Raw genomic sequence first — 26,580 nt, 5'->3', positions numbered from 1 at the left:
CACAGCGCAACACTGACTCGTCACCGCTGGTCAGGCCTGTACCGTGACCAGACGGCTGAACTCGGCAAGCAGATCGTAACCGTCCCAGACGCCCGCGAACGTCAAGGCTGAGCCGAACGGCACCACCCGATCGACCCCGCGTCCGGCCAGCTCCGTCACGAACTCCACCAGCTCGTCGCGGGTGAAACCGAACTGGGCCACGGTCTGGTCCTTGCGCAGAACCAGTGGCACGAGTTCACCCAACGAGGCGAGGTGCGCGTTGGCGAAAGTGCCCGCGCCGAGCCACTCGCGCGGCATCACGGTGGCGTCGGTGAGCTCCAGCGTCGCCAGGGAGTTGCCGTCGAACGAGATCGCGGACACGAGCCCGTCGACGGCCGCGCCGTAGGCCGACACGCGCTTCTGCACGGCCATCGCCGGCTCGGTCACGTGCTGCTTGGCCTCGAGCACCGACGCCAGCAGCGTCCGGAACTCCTCGCCCGCGGCCTTCGCGCCGGCCGCGTCGCCGACCCAGAACACCGCACGCGGCGACGAGCACGCGGCCTGGTCGAACCAGTACGAGTCGTTGTAGAAGCCCTCGGCCGCGCCCCGCCGCTGCTCGGGCGTGGCCTCCTGCCAGCCGCGCACCGACGCAACGGCGAACGACGATCGGTCCGGGAACGTGAGGTCACGCGCGTGCGGCGCCAGCGGGTACTTGCGCAGCGCGGCGACGGAACCGTCGCCACCCCAGATCACGCGCAGGTCGGCGGCCAGCGACAACGCGCCGCTGACCTCGTCGCTGCGGTCGTAGGTGACCATGCGCTGCGTCGCGCGGATGATCGCCGCCGACTCCGGGGAGACGTCGTCGAGCGCCGCGTTCAGCGCTTCCAGCACGGCCTCGGCCGCCCCGGCCGAGCGCGACGACACACGCACGACGTTCGAGTTCCCCGCGAGCGCCGAAAGGGCCCACGAGTACACGAAGATCGTGTCCACATTGGCCGGCGGCACGTGGAACACGAGCCCGCGCGGGAACCGCAGCGAGTCGCCCGTGGTTTCCAAAGTGGACAGTGCCTTCGCGAGTTCTCCCTTGCGCAGGAAGAAACCCAGCGAGGCCAGCTCCGGGTAACGGCGGGCAAGGGCGGGCGCGAGAAGCTTGCGCGCGAACTTCGTGACGAACTCGACCACACGCGGGTCGCCGACGGTCAGCCGGCCGCCCTCAGGCTCGAGACGCACCTCGTCCAGCAGCGCACCGACCTCGACCGGCTCCGCGATCGGGAACCGCTGCTCCAGCGAAGTCATGCGGCAGCCCCCGAGAACGTGTCCGAACAACCCCGTGCCTCGGCCTTCGGGAGCCGTCCCAGTACGGAGAAGTGCTTGCCGGGCCAGTCGCCGTCGTCAATGCCGTTGTACACACCGAGGTCCTCGGTCAGCAGCACGTGCCCGGGGTAGGAGCGCGGCAGCGTCGAGACGACCTCGATCACGCCCGGCTTGCCCACCGGCTGCTCCCGCCACGTCTCCGGGTCTCGGATCACGACGTCGGCGAAATCCGGGCAGTACAGGGAGTTCCCCGACGGTCCTTCGAGGAACACGGTGCCGATCTGCTCGATCATCCCGTAGTAGTTGTGGATCCGAGTCAGGCCGGTGTCCTCTTTGAACCGACGGCGGAACTCGGTGTTGTCCACGGCGCGGTCGATGAGCTTCTTCCAGCCACCGGAGTGGATGAGGATGCCGTTCGACAGGTCCAGCCCGTGGTCGCGCGCCACCTCGTAGAGGTAGAGCCACACCATGAACGTGAACCCGAAGATCAGGAACGGCTTGTCCCCGTACTCGGCGAGGAACTTCTTCACCGCCTCGACGTCGGGCTGGTCGTTCTCGTCGAGCACGTACGTGTGCTTGCGGCCGAAGTTGGCCATGCCCAGCACTCCGGCGCCGCGCGCGGAGAACGAGCGGCGGTTCTTGATGATGCCGATGGTGTCGACCATCAGCATCGGCAGCCGCTCGCCACCCAGGACCTCCTGCAGCGTCGCGCCGAGCTGCTTGGTCTGCGCGCCCGCCGCGTCCTTGTCCAGGTAGATGCGCGACGCGCCGGCGCCGGTGGTGCCAGAAGACGTGAGCGTCTTGAACACCTCGTCGTCCGGAATGGACTTGAGGTCGTGGGTCTTGAACATGCGCACCGGCAGCCACGGCAGGTCCGCGATCGTGGCGAACGGCGCGTTCGGCGCGATTCCGAGCGACGTCAGGATCCGGTCGTAGCCCTCGGAGCTCGCGCGGTGGTGCGCGGTCAGCTCCGCGAGCTCGGGAAGCAGCAGCGCCTCCCGCTCGGCCTGCGAGCGCGTGAACACACTCATACCCGTCCTTCCAACGACCGGTAGTCGATCTTCCCGCTGGCCAGCAGCGGCACCGTGTCGATCGGCCGCACGTCGAACCCGCTGGTGTGCAGGTGCAGCCGCTCCGACAACGCGCGCGACGCGTCCTTGCAGATCGCCTTCGCGCCGTCGCCTTCGGGCAGCTCGGCCCACAACACGACCTTGTCACCGGCCGGCACGGCCGCCACCACGTCGATGCCCACCGCGGCCTGGCGCACGGCCTGCTCCAGGTCGTCGAGGCTCACGCGGTTGCCGAACACCTTGCCGATGCGCTTGAGCCGCCCGGTGATGAACAGGTACCCCTCTTCGTCGAGGTACCCGAGGTCGCCGGTGGCGAGCAGCCCGCCGCACTCGTCGTCCGCGGCCAGCCCGGCCTCGTCGTCGGCGTACCCCATCATCACGTTGGGGCCACGGTAGACGACCTCACCGACGATCTTGGGGTGTGTGGTCTCGACCCCGTCGTCGCGGCGCACCGAGAACGCGCCGCCGGGCAGCGCCGGACCGGCGGAGCCGATCTTGTCGGCGAGGCGCTCGGCGGGCACGGTGGTCATGCGCGGCGAGGCCTCGGTCTGGCCGTACATCACGTACATCCGGCCGCCGACCGCGCGCATCTTGTCGTTGAACTCCACCACCAGCTCGTCGCGCAGCTTGCCGCCGGCCTGCGTCAGCGTGCGCAGCGTCGGGTACTTCGCGGGGTCGAACTTGAGGCGCCGCAACATTTCGTAGTGGTACGGCACGCCGGACAGCGACGTGATGCCGTACTCGTTCACCGCGTCCCAGAATCCGCGGCCGAGCACGCCGGACGCTTCGATCACCACGGTCGCGCCACGCACGAGGTGCGAATTCAGCACCGAAAGGCCGTAGCTGTAGTGCAGCGGCAGGCAGGTGGGGGCGATCTCGTCGGCATCGACGTGCAGCACGTCGGCGATGGCCTCGGCGTTGGCGAGCAAGCCGTTGCGCGACAGGCGCACGAGCTTGGGGTTGCCGGTGGAACCACTCGTCGGCAGCAGCACGGCGAGGTCGGGGTGCGGTTTCACGCCGTCGGCCGACTCGCGCAGCCAGTTCTCGCCGGACACCGTGTAGCCCTCGGGCGCCGGGGCGTCCGGCGCGGCCAGCACGGCGGCGGGCCGGAAGCGCGTGATCAGGCCCGCGAGCACGTCGGCGTCGAGCGCCGGGTCGATCAGCGCCACCGCGCGGTGGGCCTCGACGGCGCCGAGGTACCGCAGCACGCTCGCCAGGTCGACGGACATCCGCGCGAACAGCACACCCACCGGCAGCTCACCGAGCGCGGCCGCGACGCGCGCGACCTCCGCGTCCAGCTCGTCGCCCGCCAGCGTGCGGCCCCCGGCCGCGTCGACCAGCCGGGCACCCGCACCCCACAGCGTCACAGCACCAAGCCTCCGTCGATCCCCAGCACCTGTCCGGTGACGAAGGACGCCTCGTCGCTGACCAGGAAGCGGATCGCCTTCGCGACCTCTTCCGGCTTGCCCAGCCGGCCCAGCGCCGTGTCCTCGATGCGCCCGGCGATGACCTTCTCGCCGAGGTGGGACGTCATGTCGGTCTCGATGACCCCGGGCGCGACGGCGTTGACCCGGATGTTGTGCCGGCCCAGCTCCTTCGCGGCGGACCGCGCGATGTTGCCCACGGCGGCCTTCGAAGCGGCGTACGCGGTCTGGCCCGCGCTGCCGTTCTCGCCGACGATCGAGGCCAGCACGACGATCGCACCGGACTTGCGCCGGCTCATCACCCGCGACGCGGCCTGCACGGTGTTGATCGTGCCGCCGACGTTCGTGCGCAGCATGCGGTCGACCAGGTCCTCGCTGATCATGCCGAGCAGCGCGTCTTCGAGGATCCCGGCGTTGGCGACCACGACGTCGAGCGCGCCGTGCTCCTTCGCCACCCCGCGCACCAGCGACGAGACCGCCTTGGCGTCGGTGACGTCGAGCGCCAGGCCGGCGGCGGCGCCGGCCTCGGCGGCGATCTCCTTCGCCCGGGCCTCGTCGCGGCCGGTCAGCACCACCGTCGCGCCGGCTTCGACGAGCGCGCGCACGGTGGCCAGCCCGATCCCCCGCGTGCCACCCGTGACGAGCGCGACGCGACCGGTCAGGTCAGTCATTCTTCGACCGCAGGTCGGTGACCATGTCCACGGCGACCTTGAAGCTCGACATGTCGATGACCTGGTCGGTGTCGAACTCGACGTCGAACTCGTCCTCGATGGCCGCGACGAGCGCCATGTGGCCGACGGAGTCCCACGCCTCGATGTCGCGGTACTTCAGGTTCTCGACGTCGAGTTCGGCACTGTCGCCGTCGAGGTCCAGCGCCTCGACGAAGACCTCGCGAAGCTTGGGGGCGATTTCCGACATCTTCACAGCTCCTAGTGTTCGTCGCGCGGGCGAGCGTCCCACGCCTTGACCAAGGTAGAGAGGTCGTCGGGCAGGCCGGCGGCCGGGAGGTCGCCCTTGCCCTTCACCCACGGCGAGAGGGCTTCGACGGTGGCCTCGTCCAGGCCACGCCGGGACAGGCCCACGACGTTGACGCCCGTCGCGCGCGCCGGGTTGCCCACCGTGATCGTGAACGCACCCACTTCGCGGCGGACCGCCGAACCCATGCCGACCATCGCCCCGGGGCCGATGCTGCCGCCCTGGTGGACCACCGTGCTCATGCCGATGTTCGCGAACGACCACACGTGCGTGTGGCCGCCGAGCAGCACGTTGCACGCGAGCGTGACCTGGTCGTCGACCAGCACGTCGTGGCCGATGTGGCTGCCGCGCAGCACGTAGCACTCGTCGCCGAGGGTCGTGGCGCGCCAGGTGCCCTGCTGGATGCTCGTGTACTCGCGCACGCGGTTGCGGCTGCCGACGACCACGCCGTGGCCGTCGAGCGCGGGATCACCGGCCGGCGCCGTCTCCCACGCGACGGGGTGCGGGCCGCCGCGGTCCTCGCCCGGCGTGCCGATGGTCACGTGCGGACCGATCCAGTTGCCGTCGCCGATCCTGGTCGGCCCGACGATCACCGTGTACGGTCCGATGACGTTGTCGTCGCCGAGCTCGACACCTTCGCCGATCACCGCGGTGGGGTGGATCCGGTTGGCCACTGGTCGTCCGTTCCGTTTCGTGGCCGCTGTCGGGTCCGAGCGGCCTGGGGTCTGGGGCAGGCGGCGGCGCCCGGTAACGTGTGGCCCGCGTTCACGCAGGGCGGCCGGGCGCAGAACCGGCGGCTCTCCGGCCTCGCGGCCTGAGCGCACTGCACTGTACCGGACGCATCGAAATCGCCTGCCGAGAGAGACTGCCGATGATCCCCATTACCGTGGTCGACGTCCGTGACGCGGAAGACCTCGTCGTCGAGGTGCTGCGATCCGGCGCCATCGCACAGGGGCCGATGGTCAAGCGCTTCGAGGACGCCTTCGCGCACGTCGCGGGCACGAAGCACGCCATCGCCGTGAACAACGGCACCACCGCGTTGGTCGCCTCACTGCAGACGCTGGACCTGGCACCGGGTGACGAGGTGATCACCTCTCCGTTCACGTTCGTCGCGACGCTGAACGCGATCCTGGAGGCCGGCGCCACCGTCCGGTTCGCCGACATCCGGCGCGACGACTTCGCGATCGACCCCGACGCCGTGGGCGCGGCCATCACCGACCGCACCAAGGTCCTGATGCCGGTGCACCTGTACGGCCAGACGGCGGACATGGGCAAGCTCGCCCCGCTCGCCGCGGAACGCGAGCTGCGGATCATCGAGGACTCGGCCCAGGCGGTCGGCGCGTCGTTCGAGGGCCGCGCCGCCGGCTCGTACGGCATCGGCTGCTTCTCGCTGTACGCCACGAAGAACGTGACCACCGCCGAGGGCGGCGTGATCACCACGGACGACGACGTGCTGGCCGACAAGCTGCGCGTGCTGCGCAACCAGGGCATGCGCGCCCGCTACCAGTACGAGATGGCCGGCCACAACTACCGGATGACGGACCTGCACGCGGCCGTGGGCATCCCGCAGCTGGAGAAGCTCGACCAGCTCACCGCGGCCCGCCAGGCCAACGCGAAGCGGCTGTCGGAGGGGCTGGCGGGCACGCCGGGCCTCGACATCCCGCAGGTCCTGCCCGGCCGCGAGCACGTGTGGCACCAGTACACCGTGCTGGTGGGCCCCCACGCGATGCTCTCGCGCGACGAGCTGGCCGCCGCGCTCACCGAGCGCGGCATCGGCAACGGGATCTACTACCCCAAGATCGTGTTCGACTACGACTGCTACCGCGGCCACCCGCTGATCCCGGGCGCCGACGTGAGCGACTTCCCGGTCGCCTCGGCCGTCGCGGCGCAGGCGCTTTCGCTGCCGGTGCACCCGCACCTGACCGACGGGCAGCTCGACAAGATCATCGAGACGGTTCGCGAGGTGCTCGGCGCATGACCCACCGCATCGCCCTCATCGGCACGGGCAACATGGGTTCGCTGCACGCGCGCGTGCTGGCGGCCAACGAGCGCGTGGAACTCGTCCGCGTGATCGACCCGCGCGAGGAAGCCGGCCGCACCGTCGCCGAGCGCTACGAAACCCAGTGGACGCCCGAGATCGGGTCACTGTCCGATGTGGACGCCGTGGTGCTCGCGTCGGCCACGGAGGCGCACTACGACCTCGCGCAGGAGATCCTCGGCCAGGGCAAGCCGATGCTCGTCGAGAAGCCCGTGTGCAACAGCCTCGAGCTGTCGCAGGACATCGTGGCGCTCTCGGAGCAGAAGGACGTGCCGCTGATGTGCGGCCTGCTCGAGCGCTACAACCCGGCCGTGATGACGGCCCGGGCGCTGGTCAACGAGCCGGTGCACCTGATGGCGCGCCGCCACGGCCCGTACGCGCCGCGCATCAAGACCGGCGTCGCGTGGGACCTGCTGGTGCACGACGTCGACCTGGCGATCCAGTTCTTCGGCGGCGCCACGCCGGCGCGCGTCACGTCGGGCGCGGGTTACTTCCACCCGAACTCGGTGGAGGGCGCGGAGGACACCATCGAGACGGTGCTGTCGTTCCCGACCGGCCTGGCCACGGTGTCCGCGTCGCGGCTGGGCCAGCGCAAGGTGCGGTCACTGGTCGTGTCCGAACTGGACCGGCTGATCGAGATCGACCTGCTGCGCCGCGACGTCACGATCTACCGGCACGTGTCGCACGACTCCGTGACGCCGGACGGCCTCGGCTACCGGCAGCAGACCGTGATCGAGATCCCCGAGCTGGTCACCGCACGCGAGCCGCTGGCCACGCAGCTGGAGCGCTTCCTCGACCTGCTCGAGGGCAAGATCGACGCCGACGTGGAGCGTGACCTGATCCTGCCGTCGCACCACGTGGTGGCGCAGGTGCTGACGCAGGCCGCGGCTTAGCAGTCATTTGGTGAGGCGGGTGCCGTCCTTGCCGTACGCGACCAGCGGGGTCAGTACGGCGGGGTCGGGCACTTCGCGCTGGTCGAACCAGAACACGACCACGTTGGGGTCGACGCTCCACGAAGCGGTCTTCGCCAGTACCGGCTTGCCGTGCACGGTGCTGACGATCTTCACCGCGGGGCCGGAGAAGTAGCCGTACACGGGCACCCAGGTGCCGCCGGCTTCCATGCCGCCCGCGGTGGCGTGGAAGCCGAACGAGCGGTCGGCGCCGCGGATCTCGTTGCTGGCGTAGAGCGACCGGTAGCCACCGTTGGTCTGGACCGCGGCCATGATGCCGAAGTGGACGTCGGTCAGGGCCGCGTTGTCGTCGATCTTGGTCGCGTAGAAGACGAGCTCGCCACTGGCGGTCTTGATGCCGGTGTGGATGACGTCGCCGTAGGGCTGGATCGCTGACGTCGGCGGCTGGTCGATCGCCGAGCTCGGCGGTGGCGCGTTGGTCGGCCGAGCACCGTCAGACGCGAGCGGGCCGCTGGTCGTCGGAGCCGGCGGCGCGGCGACGGGCACCTTCGCCGGCTCGGCCGGCGTCCGCAGGGCGACGGCTCCGAACACGATCCCGACGACGGCCGCCACCGCGGCGGCCGCTCCCGCACCCGTGGCGATCCTGCGGCGACGACGGATGCGCCGGCCCTCGGTGATGATCCGGCCCAGGTCGGGCGCGGCGAACGGCTGGTCGGGCTGTTCGCGCAAGGCGGCGCGCAGCTTGTCGAGGTCGTTCACCGCCCACTCCCTCCGATCAGCACGTCTTCCGGCCCGGCGTCCACCCGCAGCTTCGCGAGCGCCCGCGAGTTCGTGCTCTTGACGGTACCCACCGACACGCCCAGTTCATCGGCGACCGCCTGTTCCGGCAGGTCGAAGAAGTGCCGGAGCACCACCACGGCCCGCTCGCGACCCGTCAGCCGCGCCAGCGCGGACGTGAGCCACTCCCGCTGCGTCACCGCCTGCGCGACGTCCTGGCCCGTCGGCCGCTCCGGCACCTCCTCCGAGGCGTATTCCCGCAGCGGGCGGCGCCAGCCGTCGATCACGTGGTTGACCAGCACCGTCCGGGCATACGCGTACGCGTCCTTGCGGCGCACCCGCGCCCACGCGGCGTACGTGCGGGTGAACGCGGTCTGCGCGGCATCTTCGGCCTGGTGGCGATCCCCGGTCAGCAGGAACGCGGCATGCGTGAGCCGGCTCGACGAGGCCCGCACGAACTCGACGAACTCGTCGTCACTGCGCGCCACCCGCGTACCCCCGATCTCCACGTCTACGGGACGGCTGGGTGCACGCGAGGTTGCCGCCGCCAGAGCTTTTGCACGCGACCCGCGATGAGCGCGTCCAGGTCCAGCACGACGGGCACACCCGCGACATCGAGCTCGACTTTGCCGGAGTGTTCGCTGCTTGGTGACCTGGTCGGTGCGCTTGGTGCCCTCGGACAGTGATCAAAACTACCGTCCGCGTTCACCGGTCACCTCAACGCTACCCGCTGAAGTCGCCCGCCGGGGAGCCCCAGCCGCCGGCGTCGTCCGACAGTGCGCGGCGGCGGGCGTTCTCCGCCCGGACGCGGTCCACTTCGGACTGGATGTACTCCTCGTCGTAGCGCTGGAAGACGCGCGCGGGGTTGCCGGCCACGAGGGTGCGCGGTGGGACGTCCTTGGCGACCACCGAGTTGGGCTGCACGGTGGCGAAGTCGCCGATCGTCACGCCCGCCATGATGACGACGAGGCCGCCGATGAAGCAGCCCTTGCCGATCTTCACGGGTTTGCGCTCGATGAGGTCGCTGCCGGAGTGGTTCTGCAGCGTCATGTTCGCGAGCCAGCTCGAGTGCGTGAAGATGAGGGTGTTGAGGCCGATGCTGGTGTGCTCGCCGATCTCCAGGCCGCCGCTGGCGTCGAGGGTCGCGCCTTCGCCGATCCAGCAGTGCTCGCCCATGGTGAGGTTCTCGGGGCTCACGATCTTCACGCGCTCGCGCACGCGGCACGACTCGGGCAGCCCGAAGAAACGAGCCCGTTCGGCATCGTTCATGTACTGCGCGACGAGGTCGTTCAGGATCATCGGCCGCAGGCGGTTGCTGCGGTCGTCATCGAAGAACATCGTGGTCCGCCACCAGTTTCGTGAAGACGCGCAGGTGCTCCTCGGCCACGACGTCGAGGCCGAAGTTGGCCTGGACCATGGCGCTTTCGCGCTGCGCGATCCGCGAGCGGAGCTCCGGGTCGTCCAGCAGCGACAGCACGGTCTCCGCCACCGCCTCGGCGTCGTCCGGGCGCACCAGCAGGATGTTCTCGCCGTTGCGCAGCTCGATGCCCGGGTAGTTGTCCTCCGTGACCGACGCGATGGTGGCCGTGCCGGACAGCATCGCTTCGAGCGACGCGGTGCCGCAGCCGCCGTTGAGGTCGTGGGTCACGATGTCGGCCGCCGCGAAGTACGCCGGCACGTCTTCCTTCGGCACCGCACCTGTCACGACCAGGGCTTCGGCCACGCCGAGCTCTTCGGCGCGCTTGAGGAACGCGTCGTGGTAGACGCGCCCGACGATCACCACGCGCACACCCGGGTGCCGTTCGAGGACCGCGGGCAGGGCCTCGATCAGCGGCAGCCGGTTGCGCAGCGGGATCACGTGGCCGAGCGACACGATCACCGGCCCGTCACCCAGCTCCAGCTCGGCGCGCACGTCCTTCGTCACCGGCTTGGCGAAGTTGCCCGTGTCCACGGCGATCGGGAAGTACTCGGAGTTCGCGTCGCTCGTGCCGTAGCGCTCGACGCAGTAGTCCACGCCGAGCTTGTCGAGGATGACGTAGCGCGGCCGGATGTACTTCAGCACCGGCTTGACCAGCACCGCGTCGAGCATCCGGAACACGCGCGAGTACAGCTTGTTGTCGCTGATCAGGAGCGTGTGGATGGTCAGCAGCACCGGCAGCTTGTGCCGCCGCGCGTAGAACCCGGCCAGCCAGGACAGGTCGAAGAACTGGCCGTGCAGGTGCACCGCGTCGGGCTTGAACTCGTCGAGCAGCTTCCGCAGCCGCCGCCAGTTGCCCGGCTTCAACGACGCGAAGCTCATGTCGAAGTCGATCGACAGGCCGAGCTGCGGCATCTTTGCCGCGGGCAGCCGCACGATGCGGTAGCCGTCGCGCTGCTCGTCGGCCGGCGCGTCGCCGTAGGCCGCCGTGATCGCAAGGACCTCGTGGCCGGCCGCCGCGTACTCGCCCGCCAGCGACGCCGACATGTGGGCGCTGCCGCCCACGCGGGGCGGGAAGAAGTTGTTCACCACCGCGATGCGCATCGCACGTCCTCGGGCCGGGCCCGCGGTGGCATTCACTCGGAATCCCTGACCAAAGCCCGCATGCCCTCTTCGACGGTGATGGTCGGCTCCCAGCCGAGCATTTCGCGCGCCCGCGTGATGTCCGCGGCGCGGCGGGACACGAGCACGTCGCGCTCGTTGAACTGCGGCTGCACGTCGACGCCCACGGCCTCGATGAGGATCTTCGCCAGCGTGGCGATGGAGGTGTCGACGCCGGTGCCGATGTTGATCGGCAGGTTCGACCGCTCCGACTCCAGCGCGGCGACGACCGAGCGGGCCAGGTCGCTCACGTGCACGAAGTCCATCGACTGGTCGCCGCGGCCGTCGATGATCGGCGGCTGGCCGGCGCGCAGGCGCTGGATGAAGTGGTTGATCACCGACGTGTAGTAGGCCTCGATCTTCTGGCCCGGGCCGTACACGTTGAAAAAGCGCAGCGCGTTCCAGGACAGGCCCTTGGTGCGCTCGTAGAAGCCCAGCAGGTCCTCGCCGGCGCGCTTGGAGATGCAGTACGGCGTGAGCGGGCGCAGCTCGTCGTCCTCGTGCATCGGCAGGCGCTTGGGCTCGCCGTAGACCGAGGCGGTGGACGCGAAGACCAGACGCTCGACACCCTCGTCGGCGGCCGCGGCGAAGACGTTGTGGTTGCCGGTCATGTTGATGTCGATCGACTCGTGCGGGTCGGCGATCGACTTGTTGATCGAGACCGTGGCGAAGTGGATCACGTGCGAGCAGCCGCGGATGGCCTCGCGCACCGCGCCGCCGTACCGCACGTCCTTCTCGACCAGCTCGACCTTGCCGGTGGCCACGAAGTCGTTCACGCGAGCCCGGTCACCGCGGGTCATGTTGTCGAAGATGCGGACGGTGTACCCGCCGTCCAGCAGCAGCGGGATGACGTGCGCGGCGATGAACCCACCGCCGCCGGTGAAGAACACCTTCTTCTCGGACATGGTCGCGGTCTCTCCTCGGTCGGCGGTGTCTTCGGCGGTCACGGTCTTCGGGCTTCAGCTGAGGGCGTTGACGGCTTCGCGCACGGTCGTCACCACGCGATCCACCTCGGCTTCGGTCAGCTCCGCGTGCATCGGGATCGCCAGCTGCCGGCGGAACGCGTCAGCCGAGACAGGCAGCGGCTGCTGCTCGCCGTATACCGGCTGAAGGTGTGAAGCGTACGTCCCGAAGTTGCACTGCACGCCCTGCTCCCGGATGCGCAGCGCCAGCGCGTCGCGGCTGACCTCGGGCGCGACGGTGAGCAGGTAGGCCTGCCACGGGTGCTCTCGGTCGGGCAGCTCGGCGGGCGCGGTCAGCGCGTCGACGTCGGCGAACGCCTCGTGGTAGCGCTTCGCCACGGACCGGCGGGCAGCGAGCAGGTCGGGCAGCCGGTCGAGCTGCACGCCCATGATGGCGGCCTGGATGTCCGACAGGCGGAAGTTCCAGCCCAGCTCGTGGAACTCGGGGACCGGCAGCGTGCCCGAGCCCTCGCGGCTGATGGCCGGCTCGATGCCGTAGGTGTGCATCTTGCGCGCGTGGGCGATGAGGTCTTCGCGGTTCGACACGAGCGCGCCGCCCTCGCCCGCGGTGATGCCCTTGCGGCCGTGGAAGGAGAACGCGGCGAGGTCGGCGAGGCTGCCGGCCGGGCGCGTCTTGTAGGTGGCGCCGGCCGAGCAGGCGGCGTCCTCGAACAGCCACAGGCCGTGTTTGTCGGCGATGGCCCGGTACTCGTCGAAGTCGCCCGGCAGACCGGCGACGTCCACGGCGAGGATGCCGACCGTGCGCGGTGTGATCAGGGCTTCGATCGCGGCCGGGTCGGCGCTGAAAATGTCGGGCCGGATGTCGGCGAACACGGGCTTGCCGCCCGCCTGCAGCACGGCGTGGCCGGTGGCGGGGAACGTGTAGTCGCCGACGATGACCTCGTCGCCCGGCTGCACGCCCAGCACCTTGAGGCCGAGGAACAGCGCGGCGCCGCAGCTGCTGGTGGTCAGGGCGTGCGTGGTGCCCGTGACCTGCGCGAACCGCTCCTCGAAGCGGCGGCACGCGGGACCGGCGCCGGCGAGCCAGCCCGAGCGGAACACCTCGGCGACCGCCGCCAGCTCCTCCTCGCCGACCGTCGGCCGTCCGAGCAGCACCTGTTGGTCGGCCGGTTGTCCAGACATCCCCACTCCAGTTTGTTCCTCGCGCCACCACGCGTTGCGCAAGCTCGCCCCGAAGTGTAGAGACGCGCTCCGCCGAGCCGGGCGTGGGGACGAAACCTGCCGGTAACGGGCGCGCGAGCGCCTAGTCTTGCCGCATGCGGATCGGGGTTCTGGGGGCGGTCACGGCGTGGGACGCCGCGGGCGAGCCGGTCGTCGTCGGGGGTCCCCGGGTGCGGGCGCTGCTGGCGCAGCTCGCGCTGGAGGCGGGCCGGTTCGTGCCGGCGGAGCGGCTCATCGACGGCCTCTACGGCGAAGAACCGCCGGACGGCGCGGCCAACGCGCTGCAGTCCCAGGTGTCACGGCTGCGCAGCGCGTTGAAGACGGTGGCGCCGGTGGAGTTCACGGGCGCGGGCTACCGGCTCGTGGTGGAACCCGACGAGGTCGACGTCCACCGGTTCGAGCGGTTGGCCGGCGACGGGCGGCGCGAGCTGGCGGCAGCCGACGCCACGCGCGCGAGCGACCTGCTCGGTGAAGCGTTGGCGTTGTGGCGCGGGCCGGCGTTCGCCGACGTGACCGAAGCGCCCTTCGCGGCAACGCAGACAACGCGTCTGGAAGAGCTGCGAGCGGACGCGGCGAGCGACCGCGTCGACGCCGAGATCACGCTGGGCCGCGCGGCAGAGGTGCTCGACGAGCTGCGGGCGGCCGTCGTCGCCGCGCCGCTGCGCGAGCGTTCGCGCACCCAGCTCGTGCGGGCGCTGCACGCGGCGGGCCGTTCGGCCGAGGCGCTGGCGGCGTTCGAGAACGCGCGCCGCACCCTGGCCGACGAGCTCGGCGCCGATCCCGGACCCGAGCTGGCCGAGGCGCACCTGGCCGCGTTGCGCAGCGAGCCGCCAGCCGCGTCTTCGCCATTGCCCGCGCAGCTGACCAGCTTCGTGGGCCGCGACGGCGAGCTGCGGCAGGTCGGCGAGCTGCTGCGGCACGCGCGGCTGGTGACGTTGCTGGGGCCGGGCGGCACCGGGAAGACACGGCTGGCCGTGGAGGTCGCGACGGCGCACGCCGGGTCGGCGGCGTTCGTGGAGCTGGCGCCGCACGTCGCGGACGACGTGGGGCAGGCCGTGCTGAGTGCGCTGGGCCTGCGCGAAGGTGCGTCGCCGCTGCGGGGTTCGGGCGGGCAGGACCCGGTGGACCGGCTGGTGTCGGCGTTGCGCGACCAATCGACGTTGCTGGTGCTGGACAACTGCGAGCACGTGGTCGACGCGGCCGCGCGGCTGCTCGCGCGCCTGCTGCCCGCGTGCCCCGGCCTGCGCGTGCTCGCGACGAGCCGGGAGCCACTCGGCATCACCGGTGAGCAGCTGGCACCCGTACCGCGGCTCGCGGTGCCGCCGCCGGGCACGCCCGCGGCCGAGGCGCTGGGGTTCCCGGCCGTACGGCTGTTCGCCGATCGCGCCGCCGCGAGCGACCCGGCGTTCCGCGTGGACGAGGACACGATCGGCGACGTCCAGCACATCTGCGCGGCGCTCGACGGCCTGCCGCTCGCACTGGAGCTGGCGGCGGCGCGCGTGCGGACGCTGCCCGTCGGCGAGATCGCCGCCCGGCTGGACAACCGATTCCACCTGCTCGCGCGCGGCAGCCGCACGGCCGAGACGCGGCACCGTTCGCTGCGCGGCGTCGTCGAGTGGAGCTGGGAGCTGCTGGACGACGACGAACGCCGGCTCGCGCGCCGGCTCACCGTGTTCTCCGGCGGGGCGACGCTGGCGGCGGCCGAGCTCGTCTGCGATGTGCCGGACACCGTCGACCTGTTGCCGGGACTGGCGGACAAGTCACTGGTCGAGACCACAGGCGACCGCTATCGCATGCTGGAGACGATCCGCGCGTTCTGCGCGGAGAAGCTCGCGGGCGCGGGCGAAACGGCGCGGTTCGAGGCGGCACACGCGTCGGCCTTCCTGCGGCTGGCCGAGGAAGCCGACCCGTTGCTGCGCACCGCCGACCAGCTGCGCTGGCTCGACCGGCTCGACGCGGAGTACGACAACCTCGTCGCCGCGCTGCGGTGGTCGACGGACGCGGACCTGCCCACGGCGTTGCGGCTGACGGCCGCGCTGGCCACGTACTGGTGGATGCGCGGCCGGCGCTACGAGGGCGCGATGCTGTCGCTGGAGGTCGTGAAGCGCTGCGGCCCGGTGGCTCCCGAGGGGTACGAGGAGCAGTTCCTCATGTGCGTGCTCAACGCGATGTCCGGCGCCCCGGGCCACGACGCGACGCTGCCGTATCAGTCCACAGTGGAGCGTTATGCGCTCGATGTCGCCTGGGCGCCAAGGCATCCGACACTGAGCCTGCTACTGGGCGTGGTGATCGGCCCGCCCGCCGACGAGGAGACGCTCTTCACCCGCAGCAGCATCATGGCCGGCGGCGACCCGTGGAGCAGCGCACTCGTGCCGATGGGCTCCGGCCTGCGCGCGATGCTGACCGGCGACCTCGACGAGGCCGAGACGAAGCTGCGCGAGGGCGAGTCCCGCTACCGTGCCCTCGGCGAACGCTGGGGCCTGTCGATGTCGCTCGACCACCTGTCGCAGCTGCTCACCTGGCGCGGCCGCTGGGACGAGGCCATGGCCGCCATGACCGAGTCCATGGACCTCATGCAGCAACTCGGCGCGGCCGACGACTACGCCGACCTGCTCTGCCGCCGCGCCGACAGCCGCGCCCTCCGCGGCGACGTCACCGGCGCCCGCGAGGACTACTCGCGCGTGATCTCGCTGGCCCGGCGCTCGGGCATGCCGGAGACGCGCGCTTCGGGCTACGTCGGCCTGGCGGCTCTGGCCCGCCGCGACGGGGACTTGGCGGGGGCCCGTTCGCTGGCGGAGCGCGCGTTGGCCGAGTGCACCAGCGGCTCCTTCTCGGTCGCCGCCGTCCGCGGCGCGGCAACCATCGCGCTGGGCTGGGTCTCCGTCGCGTCGGGCCACGCCTCGGAAGCCCGCGCCCTCATGCGCGAAGCCGTGGAGGCGGCGCACCAGTGGCAGGACAGCACCGTGCTGGCCTCGGCCCTGGAGTGCGTCGCGGGCGCGGCGTTGCTGGACGGCCACGCCGAGGAAGCCGCCCTGCTGCTCGGCGCCGCCGTCGCCGCCCGCGGCACGGAAGTCGCGGGCCAACCGGACGTCGCCGAAGTGGCCGACCGGGCCCGCGCATTGCTGGGCACGGACTACGACCGGTACTACGCCAGCGGCCGGGAGCTTCCGGTGCAGAAAGCATTGACGGCGGCGGGGATCGCTCCTTAACCCCTTGCTGACCTGCACTGTCAGCCATGGTGCGTCGTTCGTGCGTGAGTCGTCAGTGGGGCTCGGCAGCGTGAGGGCCAGGAGCGAACCACGGAGGCCCACCATGACCATCACCGCCGCATCGACCGCGCCGGCGAGAACGCTGACGCCAATGCGCAAAGCCGCCATCATCGGTGTCTGCGTGCTCGTGCAGATACTCACGGCCGTCGACCTGACGGTGCTGCACCTGGCGATCCCGGCGTTGTCCGAGTCGCTGCGGCCGACGACCACGCAGGCGCTCTGGATCGCCGACGGGTACGGGTTCGCGTTGGCCGGGCTGCTGATCACGGCGGGCAACGTCGGGGACCGCATCGGGCGGAAGAAGCTGTTGCTCGCCGGCGCGGCCGTGTTCGGGCTGGTGTCGGTGGCCACCGCGTACGCGCCTAGTGCCGAGTTGCTGATCGGGCTGCGGATTCTGCTCGGCGCGAGCGCGGCGACGCTGATGCCGTCGACGCTGTCGATCCTTCGCAACACCTTCACCGGCAAGGAACGCACGGCGGCGATCGGTGTGTCGAGCGGGCTGACGATCCTCGGGTTCGGCCTCGGCCCGCTCATCGGCGGCGCGCTGCTGAGCCACTTCTGGTGGGGTTCGGTGTTCCTGATCAACGTGCCGGTGGTGATCGTGCTGATCGCGGTCGGGATCTTCGTGCTGCCGGAGTCGCGCAACCCCGCGCCCGGGCGGCTGGACGGCGTCAGTGTCGCGCTGTCGCTCGTCGGCATCCTCGGCGTGGTCTACACCATCAAGGAGATCGCGTACGAAGGCCTGAACCACTGGGACGTCTACGCGGCGGCGATCCTCGGCGTCGGCAGCCTGCTCGTGTTCGTGCTGCGCCAGCCGCGGCTGCCCGAGCCGCTGATGGACCTGCGGCTGTTCCGCAACCGCGCCTTCTCCGCGACGGTCGTGACCACCGTGCTCGCCATGTTCGCGCAGCTGGCGGTGAGCGTGATCTCCACGCAGTACTTCCAGCTCGTCAACGGGTGGTCGCCCCTGAAGTCGGGGCTGGCGGGCCTGCCGGGCATGGGCGGTGCGCTGATCGGCGGCACGCTCGGCGCCGTGCTGATCAAGTCGCTCGGCCGGGCCGGCACGGTCACGCTCGGCTGCCTGGCCTCCGCGATCGGGTTCGCCCTCTACAGCCGCACGGACGTCGGCACGGCGTATCCGTACCTCGTGGTGACGATGGTGGTCTTCGGCATCGGTCTCGCGCTGATCCTCACCGTCGCGACGGACACCGTGCTCGGTGTCGTCCCGAAGCACCGCGCCGGCGCCGCTCGGCCATCTCCGAGACGGCCACGGAGCTCGGCGGCGCGCTGGGCATCGCGGTGCTCGGCAGCGTGCTCGGCTCGCTGTACCGCCAGGGCCTGCCCGCGGACGTCCCGGCGCCGGCCCGCGAGACGCTGGCCGGCGCGGCGCAGGTGTCCGCGCAGCTCCCGGCCGGTCCCGGGGCGCAGCTGCTGCACACAGCGCAGCACGCATTCATCGGCGGCCTGCAGGTCACGATGCTCGGCGCCGCGGGCCTGATGGTGCTGGTCGCGGGCGTGGCGTGGTTCGCGCTGCGCGGGGTGCCGAAGGTGCTGGACGAGGCCGAATAGACCACGCTCCGGTCCGCGGTGGGCGGAGGTCCACTTCGGACCGGAGTTCGTCAACGGGTCACCTGATCCGTGAAAAACCGCACTTCAGACCACTTGGGGCTACGCAAGCGACGCCCAGGTCGCGTAGCCTTTCCGTCCGTGCGTAACGTCGTGGTGATCGGTGGCGGAATCGTCGGCCTGGCCGTGGCCTGGGAGCTCTCCCGGCGGGGGCAGGACGTCACGGTGCTCGAGAAGGAGAGCCGCTGGGCGGCGCACCAGACGGGGCACAACTCCAACGTGGTGCACGCCGGCCTCTACTACAAGCCGGGCTCGTTCAAGGCGCAGATGTCCGTGGCCGGCAATCGGTCCATTGTGGACTTCGCCCGGCAGTACGGCGTGCCCGTGGAGGTGTGCGGGAAGCTCGTGGTGGCCACGAGCGAGTCGGAGCTGCCGGCCCTGAACACCCTCGCCGAGCGCGCCGAGGCCAACGGCGTGCCGGCCAAGAAGGTCACCCCCGCGGAGGCGCGCGAGTACGAGCCCGAGGTGGCGTGCGTCGGCGCTCTGCGCGTGGAGTCGACGGGCATCATCGACTTCCCGGCCGTCTGCGCCGCGCTCGTGCGCCTGCTCGACGAGGCCGACGCGGACCTGCGGCTCGACACCGAGGTCCTCGGCATCCGCCCCGGCGCCCACGGCGGGGTGGAGGTCGCCACCGCCACGGAGGTCATCCACGCCGACGCGCTCGTGAACTGCGCGGGCCTGCAGTCCGACCGCGTGGCCGAGCTGGCCGGCGTCACCCCGAGCGCGCGCATCGTGCCCTTCCGCGGCGAGTACTACGAGCTCAAGCCCGAGCGCCGCCACCTCGTGCGCGGCCTCATCTACCCCGTGCCCGACCCGACGCTGCCGTTCCTCGGCGTGCACCTCACGCGGATGCTCGACGGCAGCGTGCACGCCGGTCCCAACGCCGTACTCGCGCTGCGCCGCGAGGGCTACCGCTGGGCCGACGTGTCGGTGAAGGACCTCGCCGACGTCGCCCGCTTCCCCGGCGCGTGGCGGCTGGCGCGCAAGTACGCGTTTCCGACGGGGCTGGAAGAGGTGCTGCGCTCGTTCTCCAAGAAGCGCTTCGCCGCCAGCCTCGCCCGGCTCGTGCCCGCCGTGACGGAGGACGACATCGTCCGCCACGGCTCCGGCGTGCGCGCCCAGGCGCTGCGTCCCGACGGCTCGCTCGTCGACGACTTCCTCATCGAGACCGCACGCGACCAGGTTCACGTGCTCAACGCCCCGAGCCCCGCGGCGACGAGCGCGCTGGAGATCGCGAAGCACATCGCCGACCAGGTAGCCGCCTGAGCTGCGCGAACAAGTTCGCGGAAAGTTTTTGGGATTTCCGTGAACCGTCCGGCCCCCTCGTTCCGTGTGTTGGCCGCACGCGGAAGATCACGCTGGAGGTCCCGGAAGCCATGAACCACAACGCCTCGCACTTCGGTGAGCCGGCCACGACGTTCCTGAAGCCGAACAGCGGCCAGGGCCCGGCGGACCTGGGCCGCGTGGTTCAGGCGGTGGCCCGCCCCGGTGCGGCCCGGCCGCTGCGGGTCGACGTGGCCGGCGGTGGCCCGGTCGGGCTGATCTTCGCGTGCACGCTGCGCTCGATGCTGGGCGACAAGGTCAAGATCCGCGTGTTCGACCGCCGCTGGATGCGGCGTGACGGCCGCATCGCCTGGCAGGGCACGGCGGAGGGCAACAACCGTCGCGAGCAGGTCGTCACGCTGCAGAGCAACGTGTGGGGCCAGCTGCCGATGCTCGTGCGGCGCCGCCTGTTCACCCCCGGCAACTACTCGGAGATGTGGCCCCTCGGCCCCGACTCCCCCACGCACCGCGGCCGCCCGCGCAACATCAAGGTCCGCTGGATCGAAGACTGCCTGCTGGAGATGGCGCAGGACTTCTACGGCATCGAGCTCATCCCCGAGCCGTACGCGCAGCCGAAGACCTGGGACGGCCTCGACGTGCTCGCCATCTGCGACGGCGCCCGCTCGAAGACTCGGGAAGACCTCAAGGACGCGTTCGGCCCGTCGAGCCGCGACCTCTACTCCGTGGGCGGGGAGCCGCTCGACGAGACCGTGCTCGGCATCCGCATCAAGGGGAAGGTGCCCGACGAGCACACCGTGCCGCTCACCGTGTGCCAGAACCGCTTCCTGTTCAACTCGCTCGGCGGCGGCTTCATCAACATGCGCCTCACCGCCGAGGAGGCCTCGGAAGTCCTGGCCTACGGCGAAGACGGCCCGGTTCCGTGCATCGGCAAGTTCGGCTGCACCATGCGCCCGGACGGCGACAAGTTCGTGTGCGACCGCCACCGCTCGGTGTTCAAGCCGTCGGTGGACAAGCTGTCGTTCCTGTGGCCGCGCATCGCCGACGGGGTGAAGTTCTTCGGCGCGACGATGGCCGACATCGTGGGCATCACGTCGTTCAAGCTGGGCATGAAGCAGAACCCGAAGTTCACCGCGCAGCTCGCACCGTCCACGTACGCGTTCCTGCTCGGCGACGCGGCCAACTCGCTGCACTTCTGGCCGGGCCGCGGCCTCAACACCGGCGTGAAGAGCGTGCAGTCGCTCGCCGCGAACCTCGCGTCGCGCTGGGCCGGGCGGGCGTTCCGCGCCGCCGACTTCGCGCCGCACGAGGGCCTGATGCAGCAGCTGCAGTACCGCGAGAAGTCGCGCGCCTGGACGACGATGCTGATCCCCGACGAGAACGGCCTGCCGCGCGGCATCGAGGACCGGATCCGCGCCGGCCTGACCAGCAAGGAAGACCGCCAGGCGCTGGCCGACACGCTGTACAAGCGGCTGCTGGCCGTGAAGTCCCGGCTGGAGGGCCGCATGGGCGCCCTGGCCGACGACGCCTGGTACCGCTCGCGCATCAACTCGCTCGACGTGAAGACGCTGGGCGTGATGGTCGAGTCCGGCGCCTGGATCACCCGCGAGATCGGCGGCGACGAAGTGGCGGTGAACATCGAGGTGGCGCCCACGGACACGAACGCCTCGGAGCCGACGCGCCGCGCCCCGTCGCCCCAGCGGCCGGCCCGCCCCGCGTCGCGCAACATCCCCGCGTCGCGCAACATCCCCGCGTCACGCAACATCCCGGTGGCGCGCACCGCCCCGGCCGGGCCGCGCCGCCCCGCCGGTGTGTCCTGACGCGACAGTCTACTCAGGGCGGTCAGGCTGGGAGGTTCCCCGACACGAGGGGAACTCCCGCCTTGACCGCGTCGCACGCCTTCGAGGGGTCGTCGAGGTACCCGGACACGATCTGGATCGACGACGTCGGAGTGACGGCCAGCCCGGCGCCGCAGTTGACGCCGCCGGAGTCGTTGAAGTTGGCGAAGATCGACCAGTGGTGACCGTTGGCGTCGATGGTCGAGACCGGCGGCACGTCCATGCCGGGCCACTGCGTCATCGGCAGGTCGGGGCCGAGCCACACCTCGAAGGCCTTCTGGCCGCGTTCGCCGTCGGTGTCGTCCCACAAGCAGAACACCGCGTTGGGCACGACGCTGGAGCTCTGCTTCTCGCCCTGCGGCGCCACGTGCAACGACGCGGCCTGGTCGGGCTTCAGCAGCGTGCACGGGTCCAGGCCCACCAGCGGCCCACTCGGCGGCGCCGCACTGCTCGGCGCCGTCGGCGTGATCTGCGGCGCGGGCTGCCCGCCCGGCAGGTGCGCGGCAACCTGCGGCACCGCCTGCTTCGCCGCGTCACACGCCTTGGTCTCGTCCGGGTTGGACACGCTCACGAACGCATACGACTTCGGGCCGAGCGTGGTGTAGAGGTCGCAGCTGCCAGGGATGAACGAGCCGTAGCGCGTCCACTGGAACCCACCGGACGCGAAGGGCGGCGCCTTCACGACGGCACCCTGGAGGTAGTCGTCCAGCGGCTGGTCCACCGACCAGCCGACGGTGAGGATGGTCAGCGCCGCACTGTCGTCCTTGCTGTTCCACAGGCACATCGCGGGCGTGCGCAGCTTCTCGCTCGCCGCCTGCCCCTTGCCGGGCCCCCGATAGCCCAGCGCGTCGGCCTGCTGCTGGTCGACCAGCGAACACGCGTCCACGACCTGCTGCACCGGCCCCTGCCCGGGCACCGGCCCCGCGACACCCCCGACCCGCACCGTGCACCCGGCCACCACCACGGCCACCCCGGCCACGGCCACGGCCGCCCGGACTCCCCTGAACCCCATCGACGTTTCCTCCTCGCGCCCGAACCCTAGCGGCCGCACCGGGCTCGCACCGGCTATCCGGAGAAACGGCAACGGCCGGGACCCCGCAGGGCCCCGGCCGCGTAAAACACGCCGATCAGCGCTTCTTCAGCGGCTCCAGCACCTCGCGCCCGCCGACGAAGGGGCGCAGGGCTTCGGGCACGCGCACCGAGCCGTCGGCCTGCTGGTGGTTCTCCATGATCGCGACGATCCAGCGCGTGGTGGCCAGCGTGCCGTTGAGGGTGGCGGCGATCTGGGGCTTGCCGTTGTCGTCGCGGTAGCGCACGGACAGGCGGCGGGCCTGGAAGGTGGTGCAGTTGGACGTGGACGTCAGCTCGCGGTAGGTCTCCTGCGTGGGCACCCAGGCCTCGCAGTCGAACTTGCGGTGGGCGGACGTGCCGAGGTCGCCCGTGGCCGTGTCGATGACGCGGTAGGGCACCTCGATCTTGGCGAGCATCTGCTCTTCCCAGCCGAGCAGGCGCTCGTGTTCGGCCTCGGCCTCGGCGGGCGTCGTGTAGACGAACATCTCGACCTTGTCGAACTGGTGCACGCGGATGATGCCGCGGGTGTCCTTGCCGTACGAGCCGGCCTCGCGGCGGTAGCACGACGACCAGCCGGCGTAGCGGCGCGCGCCGTCGCCGAGTTCGAGGATCTCGTCGGCGTGGAAGCCCGCCAGCGGGACCTCGGAGGTGCCCACCAGGTACAGGTCGTCGTCGCGCAGGCGGTAGACCTCCGACGCGTGGGCGCCGAGGAAACCGGTACCGGCCATGATCTCCGGACGCACGAGCGAGGGCGTGATCATCGGCGTGAAGCCGTTTTCCAGCGCCTGCGCGATGGCCATGTTGAGCAGCCCGAGCTGCAGCTGCGCGCCGACGCCGGACAGGAAGTAGAACCGCGAGCCCGACACCTTGGCGCCGCGCTCCATGTCGACGGCGCCGAGGCCCTCCATGAGGTCCAGGTGGTCGCGCGGCTCGAAGTCGAACTTCGTGGGTTCGCCGACGGTCTTGAGCACGGTGAAGTCGTCTTCGCCGCCGACGGGCGCGTCGGGGTGCACGAGGTTCGGCACGGTGCGGAAGAGCTGGTCGAACTCCTCCGACGCCTCCGTCTGCTCGACCTCGGCGGCCTTGACCTGCGCGGACAGCTCCTTGGCGCGCGCGAGCAACGAGGCCTTCTCCTCGGGAGCGGCCTTCGGGACGAGCTTGCTCACGGACTTCTGCTCGGCCCGCAGCTTGTCGGCGTTGGCGATCGCGGAGCGGCGGCGGGAGTCGAAGCCGAGCAGCTTGTCGACCACTCCTTCGTCCTCACCACGGGCACGCTGCGACGCGCGCACGGCTTCCGGGTCTTCGCGCAGAGTCCTGGGGTCAATCACGAAAGAAAGGGTAGTCGCAGGCCAGCAGGCCCCTCGACGCGGTTTGCCCTTCGTCGTCCACGGACAAACTGTGCGGCCCTCGTCGCAGGACGGAGCAGTCTGATCGTTGTCGCCCGTTTCCGGCGCTGCCCATACTCCGAAGAGGCCGAGACGGATGGAGAACGACATGACCGACGAGCTGCTCGCCCGGCACCGGGCGGTGTTGCCGTCCTGGATGGCGCTGTTCTATGACGAGCCGATCGAGATCGTCCACGCGCAGGACCGGCGGGTGACCGACTCCAACGGGCGCACGTACCTCGACTTCTTCGCCGGCGTGCTCACCAACTCCATGGGCTACGACGTCGCCGAGATCAGCGACGCCGTGCGCAAGCAGCTCGACACCGGCGTGCTGCACACGTCCACGCTGTACCTGATCCGTGCGCAGGTGGAGCTCGCCGAGCGGATCGCCGCGCTGTCGGGCATCCCGGACGCGAAGGTCTTCTTCACCAACTCCGGTAGCGAAGCCAACGACACCGCGCTGATGCTCGCCACGCAGTTCCGCGGCAGCAACCAGGTCCTGGCGATGCGCAACTCCTACCACGGCCGCTCCTTCGGCACGATCGCCATCACCGGCAACCGCGGCTGGTCCGCTTCGTCGCTTTCGCCGGTGAAGGTCAACTACGTGCACGGCGGCTACCGCTACCGCAGCCCGTTCCGCGACCTGTCGGACGCGGCCTACATCGACGCCTGCGTGGCCGACCTCGTCGACATCCTCGAGACGGCCACCTCCGGCGACGTCGCCTGCCTGGTCGCCGAGCCGATCCAGGGCGTCGGCGGCTTCTCGCTGCCCCCGGACGGCCTGTTCAAGGCCATGAAGGAGGTGCTGGATTCCTACGGGATCCTGTTCGTCTCCGACGAGGTCCAGACCGGCTGGGGCCGCACGGGCTCGCACTTCTGGGGCATCCAGTCCCACGACGTCGTGCCCGACCTCATGACCTTCGCGAAGGGCCTCGGCAACGGCCTGGCCATCGGCGGCGTCGTCGGCCGCGGCGACGTCGTGGACGCCATCAACGCCCAGTCCATCTCGACCTTCGGCGGCAACCCCGTCGCCATGGCCGGCGCGACGGCCGTGCTGGACTACATCAAGGACCACGACCTGCAGGCCAACTGCGCGGCCCGCGGCTCCCAGCTGCTGTCCGGCCTGCGCGCCACCTCGAACCCGCTGATCGGCGAGGTCCGCGGCAAGGGCCTGATGGTCGGCATCGAACTCGTCGAGCCCGGCACCACCACCCCACACCCGGCGGCCGCCAAGCAGATGCTGGAGGAAACCCGCGCCCGCGGCCTCCTCATCGGCAAGGGCGGCCTGCACAACAACGTCCTGCGCCTGGGCCCCCCGATGACCCTGACGGAAGCCGAGGCCCAGGAAGGCCTGGGCATCCTGGTGGACGCACTGGCGGCCACCCACGCCGCCTTGTCGTGACCCAAGCACCCCAATGTGGCGTTCGTTGCGCTCAACGCACCGAACGCCGCATTGGGTGCGCTCAACGCAACCAATGCCGCATTGGGGTGTTCCGGCTCAGCCGCGCACGAAGCGCGCGACCTGTTCCGCCAGTTCCTCACCCGCGTCTTCCTGCAGGAAGTGCCCCGCTCCCGCGATCACCGGGTGCGTGCGGCCGGCCGCGCCCGGCATCGTGCGCTGCAGGATCGGTCCCATCGCGCCCGTGATCGGGTCGCCGTCGGAGAAGGCGACGAGGAACGGCAAGTCCAGCGAGGACAACGTCTTCCACGCCGCCCGGTTGGCGTCCGAAGCCGGGTTGTCCGGCCGGTACGGCACCAGGCCCGGCATGGCCCGCGGGCCGGCCTTGTACATCTCGTTCGGGAACGGCGCGTCGTAAGCCGCGCGGACCTCGGAGGACAACACAGACCGGCAACCGGACTGGATGAACCGCCCGATGTCCAGCACCTGCGCGTTCTCCACGGCCGCACGGAACTGGTGCCACACCTCAGGCATGTCCTGATCACCCGTCGGCAGCCCGGTGTTCGCCGCGACAACGCCGGCGAACCGCGAAGGGTTCTCCGCCACCAGGCGCAGCCCGATCAGCCCGCCCCAGTCCTGGCCGACCAAGGTCACGTCACGCAGGTCCAGCGCGTCGAAGGCGAACCCCCGCATCCACGACACGTGCCGCGCATACGTGTGGTCCACGATGTCGCCCGGCTTGTCCGACCGGCCGAACCCCACAAGATCCGGCGCGATCGCCCGCAGGCCTGCGGAAGCGAGCACCGGCAGCATCTTGCGGTACAGGTACGACCAGCTCGGCTCGCCGTGCAGGAGCAGCACGGGCGGTCCGTCGGCGGGGCCGGCCTCGACGTAGCCGACTCTGATCAGGCCGCCGTCGGGGTCGGCGAGCTCCGCGTACTGCGGCTCGTAGGGGAACTCGGGCAGGTCCGCGAACCGGTCTTCCGGCGTCCTGAGCAGTCGCACGGTTCCACGCTAGTGGGAACGGGACCGCAAAGCAGCACTCAGGAAATGCCGACCGCGACCACGAGGCCCAGCGCCAGGTGCGCTGCGGCGACGACGATGCTCGCCGGCGCGAACTTCTCGCTCTCGATCGTGGAGCCGACGTCGATGCGAGTGGCCCACTCGAGCAGCCGCACGGCGATCACCTGGACGATGATGCCGAGCAGGCCGTAGACCAGCGACGTGATCAGGCCCTCGGTGAGGTCGCTCGCCGAGTTGAAGATCGCGACGACCACGATGAACGCCATCGACAGCAGCCCGGACGCGGTCACGATCACCGCGTTGGGCAGGCCGCGGTGCACGAGCTGCGAGAGCTTGCCCGGGGTCGTCCAGTCGATCGCCCAGAAGCCGGCGAACATCAAAAGCAGGCCGACGACGCCGTACAACAGGATCGCGCCGATCCCGCGCAGCAGGTCGGAGCCGAACGTGTCGGACAGCGCAAGGGTCGTGGTCACAGCGG

The 26,580-nt window shown here is 70.7% G+C and carries 23 protein-coding genes; 7 read left to right on the top strand and 16 right to left on the bottom strand.

The window, feature by feature from the left end:
• Window positions 1–30 precede the first annotated feature (30 nt).
• The 6 genes from AB0878_RS06640 to AB0878_RS06615 are packed head-to-tail and all read right to left on the bottom strand — an operon-like array spanning window position 31 to window position 5,436.
• Window positions 31–1,275, bottom strand: coding sequence for an acyl-CoA reductase (locus AB0878_RS06640; RefSeq protein ID WP_366577186.1), 1,245 nt, complete (start codon window positions 1,273–1,275; stop codon window positions 31–33).
• Complete coding sequence (locus AB0878_RS06635) at window positions 1,272–2,324, bottom strand: acyl-protein synthetase (protein ID WP_366577184.1); 1,053 nt, start codon at window positions 2,322–2,324, stop codon at window positions 1,272–1,274. Before AB0878_RS06635 ends, AB0878_RS06640 begins: the two co-directional genes overlap by 4 nt.
• Entirely contained in the window at window positions 2,321–3,730 is a 1,410-nt protein-coding gene (locus tag AB0878_RS06630) for an AMP-binding protein (protein ID WP_366577182.1), read from the bottom strand. The genes AB0878_RS06635 and AB0878_RS06630 overlap by 4 nt, the downstream gene beginning before the upstream one ends.
• Window positions 3,727–4,458, bottom strand: a complete 732-nt coding sequence (locus AB0878_RS06625; protein WP_366577180.1) for an SDR family NAD(P)-dependent oxidoreductase — start codon at window positions 4,456–4,458, stop codon at window positions 3,727–3,729. Before AB0878_RS06625 ends, AB0878_RS06630 begins: the two co-directional genes overlap by 4 nt.
• Window positions 4,451–4,705 carry an acyl carrier protein gene (locus AB0878_RS06620; RefSeq protein ID WP_366577178.1) on the bottom strand — a complete coding sequence of 85 codons (255 nt, stop codon included), beginning with the start codon at window positions 4,703–4,705 and terminating at the stop codon, window positions 4,451–4,453. Before AB0878_RS06620 ends, AB0878_RS06625 begins: the two co-directional genes overlap by 8 nt.
• 11 nt (window positions 4,706–4,716) lie before the next feature.
• Entirely contained in the window at window positions 4,717–5,436 is a 720-nt protein-coding gene (locus tag AB0878_RS06615) for a UDP-N-acetylglucosamine acyltransferase (RefSeq protein WP_366577176.1), read from the bottom strand.
• Between the two features lie 197 nt (window positions 5,437–5,633).
• Here AB0878_RS06615 and AB0878_RS06610 point away from each other — a divergent pair, with 197 nt between their 5' ends.
• Window positions 5,634–6,740 (top strand): DegT/DnrJ/EryC1/StrS family aminotransferase, encoded by a 1,107-nt coding sequence (locus tag AB0878_RS06610; RefSeq protein ID WP_366577174.1) that lies wholly within the window; start codon window positions 5,634–5,636, stop codon window positions 6,738–6,740.
• Window positions 6,737–7,693, top strand: coding sequence for a Gfo/Idh/MocA family oxidoreductase (locus tag AB0878_RS06605; protein WP_366577172.1), 957 nt, complete (start codon window positions 6,737–6,739; stop codon window positions 7,691–7,693). Before AB0878_RS06610 ends, AB0878_RS06605 begins: the two co-directional genes overlap by 4 nt.
• A 3-nt stretch (window positions 7,694–7,696) precedes the next feature.
• Here the strand turns inward: AB0878_RS06605 and AB0878_RS06600 are convergent, their stop codons facing one another.
• From AB0878_RS06600 to AB0878_RS06575, 6 genes are all read right to left on the bottom strand, one after another.
• Entirely contained in the window at window positions 7,697–8,470 is a 774-nt protein-coding gene (locus AB0878_RS06600) for a hypothetical protein (protein WP_366577170.1), read from the bottom strand.
• Complete coding sequence (locus AB0878_RS06595) at window positions 8,467–8,976, bottom strand: SigE family RNA polymerase sigma factor (protein ID WP_366577168.1); 510 nt, start codon at window positions 8,974–8,976, stop codon at window positions 8,467–8,469. Before AB0878_RS06595 ends, AB0878_RS06600 begins: the two co-directional genes overlap by 4 nt.
• A 235-nt stretch (window positions 8,977–9,211) precedes the next feature.
• Window positions 9,212–9,826 carry an acyltransferase gene (locus AB0878_RS06590; RefSeq protein WP_366577166.1) on the bottom strand — a complete coding sequence of 205 codons (615 nt, stop codon included), beginning with the start codon at window positions 9,824–9,826 and terminating at the stop codon, window positions 9,212–9,214.
• Window positions 9,813–11,009: a glycosyltransferase family 4 protein gene (locus AB0878_RS06585; protein ID WP_366577165.1), complete on the bottom strand. Its 1,197-nt coding sequence runs from the start codon at window positions 11,007–11,009 to the stop codon at window positions 9,813–9,815. Before AB0878_RS06585 ends, AB0878_RS06590 begins: the two co-directional genes overlap by 14 nt.
• A 32-nt stretch (window positions 11,010–11,041) precedes the next feature.
• Window positions 11,042–11,971, bottom strand: a complete 930-nt coding sequence (locus AB0878_RS06580; protein ID WP_366577163.1) for an NAD-dependent epimerase/dehydratase family protein — start codon at window positions 11,969–11,971, stop codon at window positions 11,042–11,044.
• Window positions 11,972–12,025: 54 nt separating this feature from the next.
• Window positions 12,026–13,171, bottom strand: a complete 1,146-nt coding sequence (locus tag AB0878_RS06575) for a DegT/DnrJ/EryC1/StrS family aminotransferase (RefSeq protein WP_366577161.1) — start codon at window positions 13,169–13,171, stop codon at window positions 12,026–12,028.
• Window positions 13,172–13,305: 134 nt separating this feature from the next.
• Here AB0878_RS06575 and AB0878_RS06570 point away from each other — a divergent pair, with 134 nt between their 5' ends.
• From AB0878_RS06570 to AB0878_RS06555, 4 genes are all read left to right on the top strand, one after another.
• Window positions 13,306–16,419 (top strand): BTAD domain-containing putative transcriptional regulator, encoded by a 3,114-nt coding sequence (locus AB0878_RS06570; RefSeq protein WP_366577160.1) that lies wholly within the window; start codon window positions 13,306–13,308, stop codon window positions 16,417–16,419.
• A gap of 103 nt (window positions 16,420–16,522) precedes the next feature.
• Window positions 16,523–17,977 (top strand): MFS transporter, encoded by a 1,455-nt coding sequence (locus tag AB0878_RS06565; protein WP_366577158.1) that lies wholly within the window; start codon window positions 16,523–16,525, stop codon window positions 17,975–17,977.
• A gap of 164 nt (window positions 17,978–18,141) precedes the next feature.
• Entirely contained in the window at window positions 18,142–19,371 is a 1,230-nt protein-coding gene (gene lhgO / locus AB0878_RS06560; protein ID WP_366577156.1) for an L-2-hydroxyglutarate oxidase, read from the top strand.
• 110 nt (window positions 19,372–19,481) lie between these two features.
• On the top strand, window positions 19,482–21,206 hold the full coding sequence (locus tag AB0878_RS06555) for a hypothetical protein (RefSeq protein ID WP_366577154.1): 1,725 nt from the start codon (window positions 19,482–19,484) through the stop codon (window positions 21,204–21,206).
• A 22-nt stretch (window positions 21,207–21,228) separates the two neighbouring features.
• Here AB0878_RS06555 and AB0878_RS06550 read toward each other — a convergent pair whose 3' ends face one another.
• Together AB0878_RS06550 and serS are read right to left on the bottom strand one after the other, a co-directional pair.
• A complete protein-coding gene (locus tag AB0878_RS06550; protein WP_366577153.1) occupies window positions 21,229–22,236 on the bottom strand; it encodes a DUF3558 family protein in 1,008 nt (335 codons plus the stop codon).
• 115 nt (window positions 22,237–22,351) lie between these two features.
• A complete protein-coding gene (serS, locus tag AB0878_RS06545; RefSeq protein ID WP_366577151.1) occupies window positions 22,352–23,623 on the bottom strand; it encodes a serine--tRNA ligase in 1,272 nt (423 codons plus the stop codon).
• 166 nt (window positions 23,624–23,789) lie between these two features.
• Between serS and AB0878_RS06540 the strand changes: the two genes are divergently transcribed.
• Entirely contained in the window at window positions 23,790–25,082 is a 1,293-nt protein-coding gene (locus AB0878_RS06540; protein WP_366577149.1) for an aminotransferase class III-fold pyridoxal phosphate-dependent enzyme, read from the top strand.
• A 96-nt stretch (window positions 25,083–25,178) separates the two neighbouring features.
• Here the strand turns inward: AB0878_RS06540 and AB0878_RS06535 are convergent, their stop codons facing one another.
• Window positions 25,179–26,084, bottom strand: coding sequence for a haloalkane dehalogenase (locus tag AB0878_RS06535; RefSeq protein WP_366577148.1), 906 nt, complete (start codon window positions 26,082–26,084; stop codon window positions 25,179–25,181).
• A 38-nt stretch (window positions 26,085–26,122) separates the two neighbouring features.
• Window positions 26,123–26,575, bottom strand: coding sequence for a DUF350 domain-containing protein (locus AB0878_RS06530; protein ID WP_364043855.1), 453 nt, complete (start codon window positions 26,573–26,575; stop codon window positions 26,123–26,125).
• Window positions 26,576–26,580: the final 5 nt, after the last annotated feature.

It is taken from the genome of Amycolatopsis sp. NPDC047767, assembly GCF_040704195.1.
In the GTDB taxonomy this organism is placed as follows: domain Bacteria; phylum Actinomycetota; class Actinomycetes; order Mycobacteriales; family Pseudonocardiaceae; genus Amycolatopsis.
This window is presented reverse-complemented; position numbering and strand designations above follow the sequence as displayed.